This window comes from Xanthomonas sp. D-99 (assembly GCF_017746145.1).
Taxonomy (GTDB): domain Bacteria; phylum Pseudomonadota; class Gammaproteobacteria; order Xanthomonadales; family Xanthomonadaceae; genus Xanthomonas; species Xanthomonas cissicola.
This window is the reverse complement of the sequence record NZ_JAGHWU010000024.1, coordinates 32,644-50,072: the sequence shown is the minus strand read 5'-3', so window position 1 is coordinate 50,072 and position 17,429 is coordinate 32,644. Positions and strand designations below refer to the sequence as shown.

At 68.4% G+C, this 17,429-nt stretch carries 11 protein-coding genes and 1 pseudogene; all 12 read left to right on the top strand.

Features of this window, described 5'->3' with window-relative positions; all coding sequences use genetic code 11:
• The first annotated feature begins 227 nt into the window (after positions 1-227).
• The 12 genes and pseudogenes from ecfK to J7360_RS11620 all read left to right on the top strand — a co-directional run bounded on the left by ecfK (position 228) and on the right by J7360_RS11620 (position 17,427).
• Positions 228-767 (top strand): ECF-type sigma factor EcfK, encoded by a 540-nt coding sequence (ecfK, locus tag J7360_RS11675; RefSeq protein ID WP_007967112.1) that lies wholly within the window; start codon positions 228-230, stop codon positions 765-767.
• Positions 746-3,265, top strand: a pseudogene (locus J7360_RS21645) (serine/threonine-protein kinase). Before ecfK ends, J7360_RS21645 begins: the two are co-directional and overlap by 22 nt.
• Positions 3,266-3,308: 43 nt before the next feature.
• The gene (locus J7360_RS11665; protein WP_139792760.1) at positions 3,309-3,623 is read left to right on the top strand and encodes a PAAR domain-containing protein; all 315 of its coding nucleotides are present in this window, start codon (positions 3,309-3,311) and stop codon (positions 3,621-3,623) included.
• A 229-nt stretch (positions 3,624-3,852) separates the two neighbouring features.
• Complete coding sequence (locus J7360_RS11660; RefSeq protein WP_209033891.1) at positions 3,853-5,184, top strand: tetratricopeptide repeat protein; 1,332 nt, start codon at positions 3,853-3,855, stop codon at positions 5,182-5,184.
• 149 nt (positions 5,185-5,333) lie between these two features.
• Entirely contained in the window at positions 5,334-7,301 is a 1,968-nt protein-coding gene (locus tag J7360_RS11655; RefSeq protein WP_209033889.1) for a type VI secretion system tip protein VgrG, read from the top strand.
• On the top strand, positions 7,298-7,846 hold the full coding sequence (locus tag J7360_RS11650; protein WP_057661011.1) for a hypothetical protein: 549 nt from the start codon (positions 7,298-7,300) through the stop codon (positions 7,844-7,846). The genes J7360_RS11655 and J7360_RS11650 overlap by 4 nt, the downstream gene beginning before the upstream one ends.
• A gap of 283 nt (positions 7,847-8,129) precedes the next feature.
• Complete coding sequence (tagH, locus tag J7360_RS11645) at positions 8,130-9,437, top strand: type VI secretion system-associated FHA domain protein TagH (protein WP_057661013.1); 1,308 nt, start codon at positions 8,130-8,132, stop codon at positions 9,435-9,437.
• A 581-nt stretch (positions 9,438-10,018) separates the two neighbouring features.
• A complete protein-coding gene (gene tssK / locus J7360_RS11640) occupies positions 10,019-11,353 on the top strand; it encodes a type VI secretion system baseplate subunit TssK (protein ID WP_209033887.1) in 1,335 nt (444 codons plus the stop codon).
• Positions 11,335-12,615, top strand: coding sequence for a type IVB secretion system protein IcmH/DotU (icmH, locus tag J7360_RS11635; RefSeq protein WP_209033885.1), 1,281 nt, complete (start codon positions 11,335-11,337; stop codon positions 12,613-12,615). Before tssK ends, icmH begins: the two co-directional genes overlap by 19 nt.
• A complete protein-coding gene (gene tssM, locus J7360_RS11630; protein ID WP_209033883.1) occupies positions 12,612-16,142 on the top strand; it encodes a type VI secretion system membrane subunit TssM in 3,531 nt (1,176 codons plus the stop codon). The genes icmH and tssM overlap by 4 nt, the downstream gene beginning before the upstream one ends.
• The gene (gene tagF / locus J7360_RS11625) at positions 16,139-16,714 is read left to right on the top strand and encodes a type VI secretion system-associated protein TagF (protein ID WP_057661021.1); all 576 of its coding nucleotides are present in this window, start codon (positions 16,139-16,141) and stop codon (positions 16,712-16,714) included. The genes tssM and tagF overlap by 4 nt, the downstream gene beginning before the upstream one ends.
• Positions 16,711-17,427 (top strand): PP2C family serine/threonine-protein phosphatase, encoded by a 717-nt coding sequence (locus J7360_RS11620; RefSeq protein ID WP_042676014.1) that lies wholly within the window; start codon positions 16,711-16,713, stop codon positions 17,425-17,427. The genes tagF and J7360_RS11620 overlap by 4 nt, the downstream gene beginning before the upstream one ends.
• Positions 17,428-17,429 lie beyond the last annotated feature (2 nt).

Below are 17,429 nucleotides of genomic sequence, written 5' to 3'. Positions count from 1 at the left end.
CCGCCGCCGCTACCCGATACCGCGGCGTCCGGAGGTCGCGCTTTGCCGTGGGGCAGGCTGGGCGTGCCTGAGGCGGACCCGGCTGCCAGCGACACCTCGTCGCCTGCCTGGGCGCCTCCGCGCTGTCGGGGGCGCGGCGATCGGGAATCCAATCGGTTACCGGCTGCGCGTTCCGCGTTGGCGCCAATGCGGGATACTGCGTGTCCACGCAGGCGAGATGGGCTTGGATGTCCGAGCTGCCGATCACCGAATTGTTACAGGCCTGGCAGCGCGACGAACCCGGCGCGGGCGACGCATTGGCGCGCCAGGTCTATGACGTGCTGCGCGCCACCGCCATGCGCGAACTGCGTCGCGACGGGCGCGCCGGCCTGCAGGCGACCGAGCTGGTGCACGAGGCGTGGATGCGGCTGGAACAGGGCCAGCAGGGTTTTCGTTCGCGGGCGCATTTCTATTCGGTGGCTGCGCTGCAGATGCGCCACCTGTTGGTGGATCTGGCGCGCCAGCAGGCCAGCGCCAAGCGGTTGGGGCAGGCGGTGACGCTGACCATCAGCCTGTCCGACGGCGCCGCACGGCCGGAGGCATTGATGCTGGTGGCCGATGCCTTCGACAAGCTGGCCCAGGTGGACGAGCGCAAAGCCAAGGCATTCGCGTTGACCGAGCTGGTGGGTTTCAGCGTGGCCGAGGCCGCCGAACAGCTGGAGGTGTCGGTGCCGACGCTGGAGCGCGATCTGCGTTTTGCCAGGGTGTGGCTGGCGGCGCAGCTGTGAGCCTGGCGGCCACCGCGTGGCAACGCCTGGAAGCCTTGTTTCACCGGGCCTGCCAGCTGCCTGCGGCTGAGCGCGAGGCATTCGCGCGCGCGCAGGCCGGCGACGACGCCAGCTTGCGTGACGAACTGCTGGCGATGCTGGCGGTGGAATCGCAGGCCACCTTGCGCGTGCGGGCGCCATTGAAACAGGCCGCCGCCGCATTGCCTGCGCCATTACCGGAACTGCCGGCCGGCACACGCTTCGGTGCGTGGGCGATCGACCGCCTGATCGGCGCTGGCGGCATGGGCCAGGTGTATCTGGGCCACCGTGCCGATGGCGCGTACGAGCGCGAGGTGGCGATCAAGCTGGTGGCTGCCGATGCGCTGGATGCGCAGGGCCGTGCACTGTTCGAATTCGAGTGCCGGCTGCTGGCGCAGATGGTGCACCCGGCGATCGCGCAGATACACGACGTGGGCACCGATGCCCACGGCCAGCCGTACCTGGTGATGGAATACCTGCGCGGCGAGCCGATCACCTGGTGGTGTGACGAACACCGCCTGTCGCTGCATGCGCGCGTATTGCTGATGCTGCGTGTCAGCGAGGCAGTCCAGCACGCGCATCAGAAGGGCGTGATCCACCGCGACCTCAAACCCAGCAACGTGCTGGTCAGCGAGATCGACGGGCGGCCGATGCCAGGGGTGATCGACTTCGGCATCGCCGTCGATGCGACCAACCCGGCCATGACCTACGCGCATGATCGCGGCACGCCGGGCTACATGAGCCCGGAGCAGGCACGCGGCGCGCAGGATGTGGACGCACGCAGCGATATCTATGCGCTGGGAGCGATGTTTTACGAATTGAGTTGCGGGCTGGCGCCAGTGGCCGGACGCGACGGGGTGCCGCAGCCGCCGTCGCAGCGGGTGGCAGCAGTGCCGGCCGATGCGAGTGCGCGCATCTGCGCGGCGCGCGCGACCACCTACCAAAAATTACACGAGCAACTGCGCGACGGGCTGGATGCGATCGTGCTGCGCGCCCTGGAACCGCAACCGGGTGCGCGCTACGCATCGGTATCTGCGCTCCTGGACGATCTGCATCGCTGGCTGGACGGTTACCCGCCGCGCGCCCTGCAGGCGAGCCGCTGGCTGCGGCTGCGCAAGTTCACTCAGCGTCATCGCAGCGGCGTCGTCGCCGCCGGCCTGGCTGCGATCGCCGTGGTCGCCGGCCTGGGGGCCACGCTGTGATCGCTGCAGCAGGCCGCGCGCGATGCGCAACGCGCGCAGGTCACCGGCGATTTCATGAGTTCGGTGTTGTCCAGCGTGGACCCCGGGGTGGCGCGCGACCTGGACAAGACCCTGATGCTGCGCGTGATGCAGCAGGCCTCGCAGCGTGCGGCGCGCGAGCTGGCCGACCAGCCCGATGCGCGCACCCAGGTGGAACTGACGCTGGGCCGCACGCTCATTGCGCTGGCTAATTTCCCGCAGGCCGTAGAGCATCTGCGCATCGCACAGACCCTGGCGCAGCAGACCGCCGGCGCGGGCAGCCTGCCGGCGTTGAAGGCCGCTTCCATGCTGGGACAGGCGCTCACCGGTGACGGCAAACCCGGCGACGCCGAGCGCGTCTTGCGCCAGGGCATTGCACAGGCAGCACATGGCGATGCGCAACAACAGGCCATGGGCAACGAGCTGCGTGCGTGGTTGGCATGGGCCCTGCGCGAACAGGGCCGCATGCGCGATGCGTTGGCACAGAGCCGGCATGCCTATGTCGCTGCGCTGGCCAATGCCTCCAGCAGCGCGGACCAGCGTATCGACGCCGGCAACAGCTACGCCGCCATGCTGGCCGATAACGGCCAGCTGGTGCCGGCGATCGCCTTGCAGCGCAGCCTGTTGCGCGAGCGCATGGCCATGCGCGGGCCCGAGCATCCACTGGTGGTGTCGATGCGCAACAGCCTGGCAGTGTTCCTGCTGATGCAGCGCGACTTTGCCGGTGCCGAAGCCGAACTCGTCCCGCTGCTGCGGGTCACACGCAGGTTGTATGGCGAGAGCGCCGCCGACACCTTGATGATCGAAGGCAACCTGGCCGGCGCATTGCGGCAGCAGGGCAAGGTGGCCGAAGCCGGGCCGTACTACCGCAGGGCGCTGGAGCGCGCGCGGGCGGCCTTCGGCAACGATGCACCGGCCACCATCGCCTATCGCAGCAACCATGCGTTCTGGCTGCTGGACGACGGCCAGGTGGAAGCATCGCTGGCCGAACAGCGCGCCGCGCTCACCGCATCGGAGCGTGTGCTGGGGCGCGCGCATCCGCAAACGGCCGAGATCCTGCGCGGCATGTCCGAAGCCGAGCGCAGGCTGGGCCAGACCGTGGCGGCGCGCGACCATGCACAGCAGGCATTGCAGATTCTTACCGGCATTTTCGGCGATGCAGACGCGCCACTGCGTGCCGCGCGCCAGACCCTGGCCTCGGCGACGCCGCCGGCGGACAGCCGTGAGGCAGAGACCACGACCTCGGTGGCGCAGCGCTGAGACGAATTGTCGGGTGACCGGCGCGGCCTGGCGGGATAGTGCCGTGCATGGCCACTACCCAAGCGTGCCGATGCAACCTGCCGCGCGCCTGACCGATTTGCATGTCTGCCCCATGGTGACCGGGGTGGTGCCGCATGTGGGCGGGCCGATCGTCAGCCCCGGCGCGCCGACGGTATTGATTGGCGGCCTGCCGGCGGCGCGGCTGGGCGACATGGCGGTATGCGTCGGCTCGCCGGACAGCATCGTGGCGGGCGCACCGACCGTGTTGATCGCAGGCCAGCCTGCTGCGCGGCTGGGCGACAGTACCGCGCATTGCGGGGTGATCACCCTGGGCTGCTTCACCGTGCTGATCGGGTGAGTGGTGCGGTGGGGCGGGGCGGTGGCAGGCTGCCGCCAGTTGTCCGCCGATCGCGCCGATGCGCAGTTACTCAAGCCTGCCAGTGTCCGCAGCGATTCCAGGCAGTGGCTGCCCCGGCGCGTCAGCACCACGGTCGTGGTGTCGGCTGATCGTTGCAGGCGTAATGCCGTGCCGCTCCGCGCTCAGGTTCGTACCCGCACCACCGGTTGCCGTGTCTTTGGAGAAGCTCATGCAAACTGCGACCCAGTCACACCCCGAGGCACTGCAGCAGGCGATCGCCGCGCACCGTCGTGGCCAGCTCGAACATGCCGCGCAGCTGTATACGCAGCTGCTGGACGATCAGCCCGGACATGCCGACGCGCTGCATTACCAGGGCATCCTGCTGCATCAGCGCGGCAACAGCGACGCAGCAGTGGCCTCCATCACCCGGGCGTTGACGCTGGCGCCCGCGCAACCGGATGCCTGCAATAACCTGGGCAACGTGCATCGCGAATGCGGCCGCCTGCGCGATGCCGAACACTGCTATCGCCGCGCACTGGCGCTGGCGCCTGCACATACCGATGCACTGGCGAATCTGGCAGCGGTACTGGAAGCGCAGCGGCGCGGCGAAGAAGCCTTCGTCACCTATGCGGCCTTGTTGCACACCTATCCACAGTCCGCGCATGCGCATTACCTGCTCGGCCTGTTCCTGCGCAACAACGCGCAGGTCGCCGAACATTTGCAGCAATCGGTGCAGTGCCTGCAGCAGGCCTGCACGTTGGCACCGGACAACCTGCACGCCCGCGAGGCGCTGGGCACCGGGCTCTACCTGTTGGGCGAGCAGGCGCAGGCGCAGACGGTGTACCGCGACTGGCTCACGCGTGAGCCGGGCAACGCGGTGGCGACGCATATGCTGGCGGCCTGCGGCGGCGCCGAACCGCCGCCGCGTGCCGGCGATACCTATGTGCGTGAACTGTTCGATGGCTTTGCCGACAGTTTCGACGAACAGTTGCTCCATCACCTGGAGTACCGCGCGCCGCAACGGCTGACCGAGGCATTGGCGGCCTGCCTTGCGCCACCGCATGCAGGCCTGCGCATGCTCGATGCCGGCTGCGGCACCGGGCTGTGTGCGCCGCTGTGGCGCCCGTATGCACGTGAACTGGTGGGTGTGGACCTGTCGCCGGGCATGGTCGCCAAGGCACGCCAACGCGGTGGCTACGATCGCCTCGAGGTGGCCGAACTTACCGCATACCTGCAATTGCAGAACGCGCGGTGGGATGTGATCGGTTCGGCCGACACGTTGGTGTACTTCGGTGTGCTGCAGCCGGTGCTCGCTGCCGCTGCTGGCGCGCTCACGCCAGGGGGCGTGCTGGGCTTCACGGTCGAAGCGCTGGAGGAGCGTAGCGACCGGGTCGAACTCGATGCCAGCGGGCGCTATCGGCACAGCCATGCGCATGTGCGCGCCGCATTGCAAGGCGCTGGTCTGCAGCCGATCGCTTTGGAATTGGACGTGCTGCGCAGCGAACGCGGCCAGCCGGTGCACGGCTGTGTCGTGACCGCGCGCACGCCTGGGCCGGCCTGAGACGAAATGTCGGCTTTGCCGCATGCACGCATGTGAGCATGTGCGTGACGGTTGCCGTGCCTTTAGCCGCCTGCCGTTGCACGCGCGGGCGCAACGCGGCGCCGTCGGTCAGCGCAACGTGCGTTGCCCCATCACCTGTGGATGCTTCGATGCCGCGCACCATCACGCTCCACTCCGACCTTGGCGAGCGCCTGTTGCTGCATCGCATGCAGGCCAGCGAAGCGTTGGGGCAGCTATTCGACTACCGCATCGATGCGCTGTGCACCGAGTTGCAGCCCAACCTGCGTGATCTGCTTGGCACGCCAGTGGCGGTGCAACTGGCCGATGGCGAGGGCGAACAGCGCTGGTATCACGGCATGGTGGCCAGTTGCGCGCACAACGGCTACGCCGTGGTCGATGCGCTCGATTACGCCGTGCTGGAGCTGCAGGTGGTGCCCAAACCCTGGCTGCTGACCCAGCGCCGCGACTGCCGCATCTATCAGGACATGAGCGTGCCGGAGATCGTCGCCAGCGTGCTGGGCGAGATCGGCTACGGCGATGTGCAGCAGCAGTTGAGCGCGCAGTACGCCAAGCGCACCTACTGCGTGCAATACCGCGAGGACGATTTCAGCTTCATCAGCCGGCTGCTGGAACGCGAAGGCATCTACTACTACTTCACCCATACCCGCAGCGCGCATACCTTGGTGCTGGCCGATGCGCTGGGTGCGCATGCAGCGAAGAATGGCGTGGACAGCTTGCCCTATGTGCCGCCGGGCACCGACGACCGGCGCCTGATGCGCTCGGTGGTGAGCCATTGGCGCAGTGCGCGCGGCGTACATTCCAGCCAGCATGGCAGCACCGACTATGACCCGCTGCAGCCGCGTGCATCGCTGGCCGCCGAGGCCGACGCCAGCGGCGAACAGTTGCACACCGTCGATGGTCTGATCGCCTTCGACTACCCCGGCGCGCATACCGTGCAGGCCGACGGTAACCGCTACATGCAGGTGCGCACCGAGGCGCACAACGTCCAGCGCGCCAGCCATGCAGCCACCACCAATGCCTGCGGCCTGATGGTCGGTGCCTTGTTTCGCTTGCGCGGGTTTCCGCGTGCCGAACTCAATCAGGAATATCTGGTGCTGTCGGCGCACACCACGCTGGCCGCGCCCGAACATGCTGGCGGCGAGCCGCCGTTTTCCAGCAGGGTGCAGGTGATGGAAAGCCGGCTGCCGTTCCGTAGCCTGCAACGCACCGCAACGCCGATCATTGCCGGCCTGCAGACGGCGGTGGTGACCGGCGACACCGACGAGGACATTGCGTTGGACGCGCATGGCCGCGTGCAGGTGACCTTTCACTGGGCCGCTGCGGCACGCCCGCATGCCGCGCCGTCGTGCTGGGTGCGTGTGGCCTCGATGTGGGCGGGCAAGGGCTGGGGCGCGATGAGCCTGCCGCGCGTGGGGCAGGAAGTGGTGGTGAGCTTTCTGGAAGGCGACCCGGACCGCCCGCTGATCGTGGGCAGCGTCTACAACGGCGACCATGCGCCGCCGTTTTCCTTGCCCGACAACAAGACCCAAAGCGGCGTGCGCAGCCGCAGCCTGCTGGGCGGCACTGCCGATTTCAACGAGCTGCGTTTCGAAGACAAGGCTGGCGCAGAAGAGCTCTACCTGCGTGCGCAACGCGATCTGCGCGAAGAAGTGCAGCACGATCACACCAGCACCATCGACAACGATCGGGTGCTGACGGTCAAGCACGACCGTCGTGCGCAGATCGACAACAACGACAGCGTGGATGTCGGCAAGAAGCTGCTGCTGAAAGCCGGCGAAGAGATCGAATTGGTGACCGGCAGCGCGCGCCTGGTGATGAAACAGAACGGCGAGATCGTGTTGAGCGGCATCAAGATCCTGGTCGATGCCAGTTCGGAAGCCAAGATCACCTCCACCGCCATCAAACTCCTTGCCAATGCACAGCTGCAGGCCAAATCGCCGGCCACCGAGGTGGCTGGCGATGCCACGCTCAAACTGACCTCCGGCGGCATGCTCAGTGCCGACGCCGGTGCCTCGGCCACGCTCAAGGGCCCGTTGGTCAGCATCAAGGCCGACGCCTTGGTGCAGGTCGCCGGCGGCCTGATCATGATCGGATGAGCGCGCCCACGCTCTCGCTGGCGCAGGCCTGTGCGCAGATGCAGTTGTCTGCGCCCGCCCGCGCGCAGCTGCGCACGCCGATCGCGCCGCAGGCGGCGGTCAGCGCGCTGCTGGCCAGCGGTCATGGCGAAGATGCCATCAAGCTGCTCGCGCGCCTGCTGCCCAAGCGCTACGCGGTAGCCTGGCTGTGCCAATGCGTGCGCGGCGAAACCCTGGACGAGGAAGACCGTGCCGGCGCGGCACTGGCCGAGAAGTGGGTGCGCGAGCCAAGCGAGGCGCATCGTCGCGCCGCGCAGGCATTTGCGCATGCCGGCGGCTATGTCTCCCTGGGTGCGTGGCTGGCGGCGGCAGTGGCCTGGTCCGGCGGCAGTCTGGCGCCGCCGCATCAGACCACGCCCGTGCCGCCGGCCGACCATCTCACGGCGCGCGCGGTGGCCGCCGCCATCACCTTGCTGGCCGCGCGCGAGCCGGCGCAGCTGGAAGCGCGGCGCAGCGGCTATGCAGCGCATGCCATGGAGTTGCTGACCAGTGTGGGGGCGCCATGAAGTCGCCTCGCCGAACGGGCGACGTCGACTGCGCCAATTGCCGCTGGCGTTTGGCTGCGCGTGTGGGTGTGCTATCCGCGCTCGGAGACGGCGCCAGCAGACCATCTTGCGCAGGCCGATTGCTCTGGGCGCGCGCGCCGATCCGTATCGGCGGACACAGGTCTGTGCATCCGCTGTCTGCTTGCCGCATGCATGCGGCAGCCACCGGTGCACCCAGCCTTTGCTGCCGGCATACACGCTTGCCGGCCGCAACCCTCGATGACCGTCTTCAGGAGCCCATGGCGTGTCCAGTTCGCAGTTGATCCTCACCGTCAGCGGGGCGCATGCCGCGCAATTCGGCGCCAGCGCGCAGAAGCGCTTTGCCGGCACCGGCGGCAGCATCGGCCGCTCCGACGAGAGCGATTGGGTGCTGGCCGCGCCCGGTGTCTCGCGCACGCATGCGGTGGTGCGCTTCCTCAACGGGATGTATTTCATCGAAGACCGCAGCACCAACGGCATGTCGCTCAACGGCACTGCGTTGACGCGTGCGGACCCGTCCGCGCTCAGCGATGGCGACCGCCTGCAGCTGGACAGCTTCGAGATCCAGGTGCAGGTGCAATCGCTGGCTGCGTCCCCGACGCCGGCGCCGGCATTCGACCCGCTGCCAGATGCGATGGACGACCGCACCCAGGTTGCGCCGCTGCCGTCGACGCGGCGTGCCACCTCCGCCACCGCGGACCTGGATCTGCTGGAGTTCGGCACGCCGCCTTCTGCGCGGCCTGCAGTGGACCCGTTGTTGGACGATGTGTTGCTGAGCGGCGCACCTCGCGAGCTGGATCCGTTGCGCCTGCTCGACCCGTTGCCTGCACCGGCACCCGATGCCAGCCCCAGCGCGTGGAATCAGAGCAACCCCAGCCACGACCATTTCCGTCCACCGGCCAGTCCCGATGCGCGCGCCACCCTGCCGGAAAACTGGGACATGACGCTGGGCGATTTTGCGCCATCCGCGCCATCGCCCATGGCCGCGCCGGTGGCCTCGCCATTCGCGCCGCCGGCGGCGGCCGTGTCGGTTGCAACCGCATCATCGGCGGCAACAACAGTGCCGCCGGAGCTGGATCGCATCTTCGCCATCGTGGTCGATGGCGTCATGGATGTGCTGCGTGCACGCGCAGAGATCAAGAACACCTTTCGCTTGCCGGTCACGGTGATCCAACGCTCGGAGAACAACCCGCTCAAGTTCGCCGCCACCGCCGACGATGCGCTGCAGAAGTTGCTCGCACCGCCAAGCGCGTCGTTTCTGTCCGGGGTGCCAGCGTTCGAAGATGCCTTCGACGATATCCGCTGCCATCAGATGGCGATGCTGGCCGGCATGCGCGCGGCCTTCGACGCCATGCTGTTCCACTTCAGCCCGGACCGCCTGGAGCAGGAAGCCGACGCCGGCGGTAAGCGCCTGGGTTTCGGTGGCAAAGGGCGTTATTGGGAACGCTACCGCGACAACTTCGAGCAGCTGCGCAGCGATCCGGACGACTGCTTCCGTCGCCTGTTCGGCGATGAGTTCGCGCGTGCCTACGAAGCGCAACTGGCGCGCCTGAAATCGGCACGGCGGCACTGATTGGCCCACCAGTCGACGACGGCCTGCATCAAATCGCCGATCGCTTTTTGGTCGAGCGCGATTGATCGCGGCCCGATCTGTTGCCCTCCGCCAACGTGTGTCGTCATCGCTGGCGGGCTTGCAGATTTGGAGAAAAACGATCCGATGCCTGACGTCGGGCGATGTTGTTGAGCGAATCGGGTTTCAGAGCACGCCAATGGCGTCGCTGGCTGGAGCGGCAGTCGTCCCGCACATCTTCCCGTTCTCCATGGTTCGGCGAGGGTTCCGCCGATGTGAGTTGGGCGGCAGCCTGATACCGCTTCGGATGGATGATATCGCTGCCTGCGGTCGAGGCCGGGGGGCTGAGACATTTTGACGGGTGAGCACCTCGGGTGCGCCGCAGAATCGCTCCACCGACACGCATCGGCAGTGCGGGGCTTGCGTCGGCAACGACCGCCGGGCGTGCAGCATGCAACGCACCTCAATGCACCCAACAACGCAGCGCGCAGACGTGCCTGCAGGCGCGCCTGGCAGGCCGCATGCGACGCGGTGCGATGCCTGTGCGCTGCATCGGTGGCCGACCTTTTCTCAGCGAGTGCATCATGCAGAACAACAAGGTCGTGTGGAGCGAGGGCTTGTTTCTCCGCCCGCAGCATCTACAGCAACAGGAGCGCTACCTGGAGCGCTACGTCGACCTGCGCGCCGCGCGGTTGCGGCCGCATGCCTGGGGCGTGAGCGAGCTGGAATGGGAGGCCGACCTGCTGGCGGTGGGTAAGCTGGGCCTGCGGCGCGCGCGTGGCGTGTTCGCCGATGGCACGCCGTTCGCGATGCCGGGCGACGACCCGCTGCCGGTTGCGCTGGAGGTCGAGCCCAACTGCCGCGACCAGATCGTCTATCTCACCGTGCCGCTGCGGGTGCCGGCGCAGCCCGAACTCGGGCGCCCGGAATCGCCGGCCGATCAGCTGTTTCGCTACCGCGTGCGCGAGACCGAAAGCAACGATGCCTCCGGTAGCACCAGCGAAGCGGTGTTGATGGAAGTCGGCGGGCTGAGCACGCGGCTGCTGCCGCACTCGCAACCGCTGGAGGGGCTGGACCGCATCGCGGTGGCGCGCATCATCGAGACGCGCGCCGACCGTCAGGTGGTGCTGGACCCGCATTTCATTCCCAGCGCGATGGTGTGCCAGGCCGCGCCGCGCTTGACCATGTTCTTGACCGAGTTGGTTGGGCTGCTGCATCAGCGCGGCGAAGCGCTGGCGTCGCGCGTGACGCTCACCGACCGCGGCGGTGCTGCCGATATTGCGGACTTTCTGCTGTTGCAGCTGGTCAACCGTTGGCAGCCGCAGATGGCGCATTGGGCTGCAGCGCCATTGGCGCATCCGGAAGAACTATTCCGTGCATTGGTGGCGCTGGCCGGTGAGTTGAGCACGTTCACCGCTGCCGGCAAACGCCCGCCTGCATGGCCTGCGTATCGGCACGAATCGCAGCAGGACAGCTTCGAGCCGGTGATCGCCGCCTTGCGCAGCAGTTTGAGCGCAGTGCTCGAACAGACCGCCACGCCGCTCCCGATCCAGGCGCGCAAGTTCGGCGTGTGGGTGGCGATGGTGCCGGACCCGGGCCTGCTCGACAGCGCGGCGTTCGTGCTCGCGGCCAAGGCCGATATGCCCAGCGAAGAGTTGCGCCGGCAATTGCCCGCGCACGCCAAGATCGGGCCGGTGGAGCAGATTCGCGACCTGGTCAATCTGCAGTTGCCCGGCATCGTGGCCACGCCCATGCCGGTGGCGCCGCGACAGATTCCGTATCACGCCGGCTATCTGTATTTCGAGTTCGACAAGAGCGCAGCGTTGTGGCGAACGCTGAAGACCTCCGGCGGTATCGCATTCCACTTCGGCAGCGAATTCGCCGGGCTGGACCTGCAACTGTGGGCGATCCGGAGCTGAGCATGCGCCGACCTGTTGCCGATCTGGCGCCTGCCTACGCCGCACCGCTGCCGGCCGCAGAGGGCACCGGCGTGCCCAGCGAGGACACCGACATCAGCGAACTGCTGGGCCGCAGCGTCAACCCGTTGGTGCAGGCGGCCACGCCGTTGCTGCTGTTGGCGGTGCAACTGCGCCACAGCGCGCAATCGCCCGATGTGGCGCGTTTGCGCGAGCAGGTGATGGCGCAGGTGCGCCGCTTCGAACACCGTGCGCGCGATGGCGGCGCCCCGGTGGAGGCGGTCACCGCCGCGCGCTACGTGTTGTGCGCGCTGCTGGACGAAGCGGTGCTCAACGCACCGTGGGGCGAGCGCAGCGGCTGGTCGCAGAAGACCTTGCTGGTGACCTTCCACAGCGAATCGTACGGCGGTGCCAAGTTCTTCCAGATCCTGGAGCGCCTGTGCGCGGATGTGCCGCGGCATCTGGACTTGATCGAGCTGATGTATCTGTGCCTGGCGCTGGGCTTCGTGGGCCGTTACCAGATCGAGGCCGGCGGCATCGCGACGCTGGCGGCCATCCAGGACGATGTGTATCGCCGCATCCGCGCTGCACGCGGCCCCGCACCGGAGAGCCTGGCGCCGCGCTGGCGCGGGGTGGAAGACCGCCGCTGGCTGGGCCGTTACCTGCCGGTGTGGGCGGCGGCGTTGCTGGGCTTGAGCGTGCTGGTGGTGGCGTTCGTCTGGTTGCAGGCGCGCTTGAACAGCCTGTCCGCACCGATCAGTGCGCAAGCCGCGCAATGGGGACTTGCGCCGGCCACACCGCCGGACGCCGCGCCTGTGCCGCCACCGCCGGTGCGACTCAAGCAGTTGCTCTCCGCGCAGGAACGCGCCGGCCTGTTGCGCGTGGACGAACAGGCCGACGGGCAGACGCGGGTGCGCCTGAGCAGCGCGGCGATGTTCGCCTCCGGCGGCGTGGAGGTGGAGCCGCAGCAACGCGGCGTGATCGCGCAGATTGCTGCGGCCATCGAACAATTGCCGGGGCGGGTGATCGTGGTCGGGCACACCGATGACGTACCGGTGCGTTCGCTGCGCTTCCAGGACAACTACGCCTTGTCGGCAGCGCGTGCGCAGGCGCTTGCGCAGGTGTTGCAGGCGCAGCTGAGCACGCCGGGGCGGGTGGAAGCCATTGGCGCTGGCGATTCGCAACCGATCGCACAGCCGGTGCAATTGCCGGCCAACCGCGCGCGCAACCGCCGCGTGGAGATCCTGTTCCAGCCTGGGGAATGACGATGAAGACGCTGTTGTCCAAGCTGAGCGCAACGGTGGTGGTCGGCCTGCTGGCGCTATGCCTGCTGTCGGTGCTGCTGTGGGTGGGTGGGCCGTATGTGGCGCTGGCCGGCTGGAGCCCGCTGAGCAACGTGGCGGCGCGGTTGCTGGCGATCGTGTTGCTGCTGGTGGTGTGGGTGGGCGTGCTGACGCTGCGCCGCTGGCGCAGGCAGGTGCGTGCGGCGACCTTGTCCAGCGCACTGGCGGCGCCCGGCCGCGACGACGACCGCGAGCTGCGCAGCGGGCAGGAACGCGCGCAGTTGCAGGCGCGCTTTCAGCAGGCGATCCAGTTGTTGCGCAAGCGGCGCGGTGGCGCCGATCTGTACACGTTGCCGTGGTATGCGCTGATCGGCCCGCCCGGTTCGGGCAAGAGCACCTTGCTGCAGTATTCGGGGCTGCAGTTTCCACTGGCCGCGCGCATGGGCGATGCGGCGTTGCGCGGCGTCGGCGGCACCCGCGATTGCGAATGGTGGTTCACCGACGAAGCGGTGTTCCTGGATACGGCCGGGCGCTACACCACCCAGGATTCGGATCAGGCGGTGGACGCGGGTGCGTGGCGCGATTTCCTGCGCCTGCTGCGACGCCATCGCCCGCGTCGCCCGCTCAACGGCGTGCTGGTGACGATGAGCATGTCGGACCTGTTGCTGCTCGACGATGCCGAGCGCGACACGCATATGCAGGCGATCCGCCGCCGCCTGGACGAACTGGCCGAGCAATTGCAGGCCAGCGTGCCGGTGTATCTGATCTTCACCAAGTGCGATCTGATCGGCGGCTTCGGCGAGTTCTTCGACGATCTCACGCCGGCGCAGCGCAACCAGGTGTGGGGCATGACATTTACGCTGGCGCAGACCCTGGACGGGCACGCGGCGCGCAGGTTCGCCGACGAATTCGGCGTGCTGCAGCAGCAGCTGAGTGCGCGCCTGTTCGAGCGCCTGAACCTGGAACGCGACCGCCTGCGGCGTGCGGCGATCCTGTCGTTTCCGCAGCAGGTTGCCGCTCTTGGCGAGCGTGCACGGCAATGTGTCGAAGGCACCTTTGCCGGCAATGCGTACGGCCCGGCACCGCTGCTGCGCGGGGTGTACTTCACCTCCGGCACGCAGGACGGCACCCCGATCGACCGCATGATGGGCGCGGTGGCGCGCACCTTCGGCCTGGAAGAAGCACGCGTGCAGGCACCGGGCGCGCAACGCCGCACCTTCTTCGTCGAGCGGCTGCTGCGCGAGGTGGTGCTGCGCGAATCCGGCCTGGCCAATACTCCGCCCGCCCAGCAGCGCCGCAGGGCGTGGCTGCAGGCCGCCGCGTACGCGGGCGTGGCGTTGCTGACCGGCGCCGTGCTGGCCGGGTTGGGGCTCAGCTACCTGGGCAACCGTGCGTACCTGCAGCAGGTGCGTGCTGCACTGGACGCGCGGCCGGCCGTGCCCGATCCCAATGCCGCCACCCGCCTGCCAGAGTACGTTGCGCGCACCCTGCAGCAAGCGGATGCGACGCAGGCGGTGGTGAAGGTGGCGCAGCAGTATCACGCTGGCGCGCCGTGGGCGTTGCGCATGGGGTTGTTCCAGGGCCAGGCGTTGGGCGAGCAAGTGCAGGCCGGCTATCTGCGTCAGCTCAACGCCACCTTGTTGCCGGCCTTGGCGGTGCGCCTGCGCACCGGTCTGGTCGATAACGCGCAGGCGCCGCAGGCGCTGTACTACACGCTCAAGGGCTATCTGATGCTGGGCCAGCCGCAGCATCTGGACCCGGCGCAACTCAGCGCGCTGGCGGCGATCGAAGCCGAAAAATTATTCCCCCGCGAGCCTGCCTTGCAGCAGGCGCTGGGTGCGCATCTGCAGGCGGTGCTGGAGTCGCCCACGCACGTGCGTGCACTGTCGCTGGACAACCAACGCATCGCCCAGGCGCGCGCCAGCCTGCGTGCCGCCGATCTGTCGACACTGATCTACGGCAACCTGTTGCTGACCCCGCCGGACGGCACGCCGTTGCGGCTGGACAAAGCGCTGGGCCTGCTGGCCGACACCTTCGTGCGTCGCAGTGGCACGGCGTTGTCCACCCCGGTGCCGGCGCTGTACACCCAGCCGGTGTTCGCGGCCTTGCAACGCGAGGGCATCGGCCAGGCGGTGGAACGCTTCGGCCACGACGATTGGGTATTCGGCGGTACCGCGCTGGACGCGTCCGCCAAAGCCACGCTGGTGCGCGAAGTGGGGCAGCGCTACACGGCCGATTACATCCGTTTCTGGGATGCGTTGCTGGCCGATCTGCAACTGCGTCCCTCGGCCGATCTGGCCGGTGCCAGCGCCACTGCCGCCAAGCTGGCCGGGCCCAGTTCGCCACTGCGGCTGCTGCTGGGCGTGGTGGGCGAGCACACCCAGGCAATGGACCGTGCACCGCCGGCAGACCCCGCGCAACGCGCGCTGGCGGCTGCCGCCAGCTCGGCGGGCGCCAAGGCGAATGCCGCCGCGGCCAAACTTCCTGGCGGGGCGGCGATGAGCGCCGCGCTGGCCACGCCCGCCGATGGTGCCGCCACTGCCACGCCGGCACCGGGTGCGGCGATCAGCGAGCATTTTCTCGCGCTCAACGCCTTGGCCGCCGGCGCGCCGGGCAGTACGCCGCTGGATCACCTGCTGAGTGTGCTCGATCAGCTCAGCAAGCAATTGCTGGTGATCTCCCAGGGCGGCGGCGATGCCGCGGCGGCCAACGCGCAACTGGCATTGGCCCGGCAGGAAATGGCGCAACTGCCACCGCCGGTGACCGACTGGCTGCAGAGCCTGGCCGGCAGCAGCGCCACCTTGATGACCCAGGGTGCACGCGCCGCACTGGATGCGCAGGTCAGGCAATCGGTGGGCGAGGTGTGCACGGATTTCGTGCGTGGCCGCTACCCGTTCGATCCGGAGGCGCAGGTGGAGATTCCGCTGCAGAATTTCGGCGAGTTGTTCGGCAGTGGTGGGCGTCTGGAGACGCTCTACACCGGCACCGTCAAACCGCTGCTGGACACCCAGTCCCCGCAATGGCGCTGGAAGGACGGCCCGGACGCGGTCATCGGCGCGCCCGGCCTGCCGGTGCAACTGCAACTGGCGCAACGGATCCGGCAGAAATATTTTCGCGGCGGGCCCACGCCGCAGATCGGCTTTACCGTGCTGGCGCCCACGCTGGGCGAGGGCGTGGCCCGGCTGACGCTGGATATCGAAGGCCAGCGTTACGACTACCAGCCCGGCGCGGCGCAAAGCATGCCGATGATCTGGCCCGGCCCGGTGCCGGGGCATGTCTCCATCGCCGCGTTCGGCGCCGATGGCGTGGCGCTGGGAACGCTCGACTACCAGGGCGACTGGGCATTGTTTCGTGCGCTGCAGGCCGGGCACCTGGAAAACCCCTCGGATCTGCGCTTTGTCGCCAGCTTCGCGCTTGGCGGCCACGACGTGCAGGTGCCGCTGCGTGCCGGCAACCTGCGCCATCCGTTTCTGGACAGCGACGTCCAGCACTTCGTGTGCGGCGGATGAGCATGCCGGCGAACGAACCACTCGGCTTCCACGGCAAGTTGCCTGGCGTCGGCGACTTCGTGCAGCGGCGCCTGCCGGCCAGCTTCGTGCAGCCGTGGGACCTGCACTTCGCCAGCTGCCTGGACACGGTGCGCCAGCAGCTCGGGCAGCACTGGCCTGGCGCGTATCGCAACAGCGGTCTGCGCGCGTTTGCGTTGGGACCGGGCGTGTGTGGTGCACAGGCCTGGGCCGGCATGCTCGGCCCGGGCGAAGACCGCGTGGGGCGCTGTTTTCCGCTGACCGTGGCGATGCCCTTGCCGCACATGTGCCTGCCGCCGGCGGCATGGTTCGGCGCGGTGGCTGCGTGCCTGGGCCGCAGCTTGCGCGCGCGCACCGATGCAGCCGGATTCGATGCGGCGCTGCTTGCGCTCGGCGTGCCGGCCGCGCCTTCCAGCACGTACGCACCGGTGCACGGCGAATCGTGGTGGTGGCGACTCGGTGCGGTCGCACAGGCAATGCATGGGCTGCCCACCGCAGAGACGTATCTGGATTGGTTGCTGGCCGAGCAGGACATCACCGAAGTGACCCGGTGAACGCGCCCTACCAATCGGCCGGGCACACCGAAACCGGCAAGGTGCGCCGGCTCAACGAAGACGCCTTGCTGCTGCGCGAAGATGCCGGGCTGTGGGTGGTGGCCGATGGCCTGGGTGGCCACAGTGCCGGCGACTACGCCAGCCAGTTGCTGGTGCAACGGCTAAGGGCATTGGTGCGCCCGGCCGACCTGTGCGATTTCCTGGATGCCATCGACGACACCCTGGCGCAGATCAATCGCGAGCTGCTGCAGGTTGCGCGCGAGCGCCGCGTGGACATGATCGCCACCACCGTGGTGGTGCTGGTGCACGACCCGGATTTCATGCTGTGCGGCTGGGTCGGCGACAGCCGCATCTATGCGCAACATGGCGGCCCGCTGCGCCAGCTCACCCGCGACCACGTGCACGGCGTGCGCGACGACGTCACCCAGTTCGGCAGCGCACACGCCAGCGCCGCGGCGGCCGGCGTACTCACGCGCGCGGTGGGTGCGCAGGAGCCGCTGTTCGTCGATTGGGTGCTGACGCCGAGCCTGCCGGGCACGCAATTCCTGTTGTGCAGCGACGGCATCAACAAGGAAATCCCGGACCCGGAACTGGATGCCGAATGCCATCGCTTCGGCGATCCACGCGCGCTGCTGGCGCGTCTGTTCGAGTTGGCGATGGGGAGGGCGGCACGCGACAACGTCACCGCCGTCGTCGTCCGCCTGCAGGAGTAAGT

Bases quoted from the DNA above. Each gene is read 5' to 3' on its own strand.
- ecfK (WP_007967112.1), top strand. From the start codon at position 228: ATGTCCGAGCTGCCGATCACCGAATTGTTACAGGCCTGGCAGCGCGAC.
- J7360_RS11660 (WP_209033891.1), top strand. From the start codon at position 3,853: ATGCAAACTGCGACCCAGTCACACCCCGAGGCACTGCAGCAGGCGATC.
- tagF (WP_057661021.1), top strand. From the start codon at position 16,139: ATGAGCATGCCGGCGAACGAACCACTCGGCTTCCACGGCAAGTTGCCT.
- J7360_RS11650 (WP_057661011.1), top strand. From the start codon at position 7,298: ATGAGCGCGCCCACGCTCTCGCTGGCGCAGGCCTGTGCGCAGATGCAG.
- tssK (WP_209033887.1), top strand. From the start codon at position 10,019: ATGCAGAACAACAAGGTCGTGTGGAGCGAGGGCTTGTTTCTCCGCCCG.
- J7360_RS11655 (WP_209033889.1), top strand. From the start codon at position 5,334: ATGCCGCGCACCATCACGCTCCACTCCGACCTTGGCGAGCGCCTGTTG.
- tssM (WP_209033883.1), top strand. From the start codon at position 12,612: ATGACGATGAAGACGCTGTTGTCCAAGCTGAGCGCAACGGTGGTGGTC.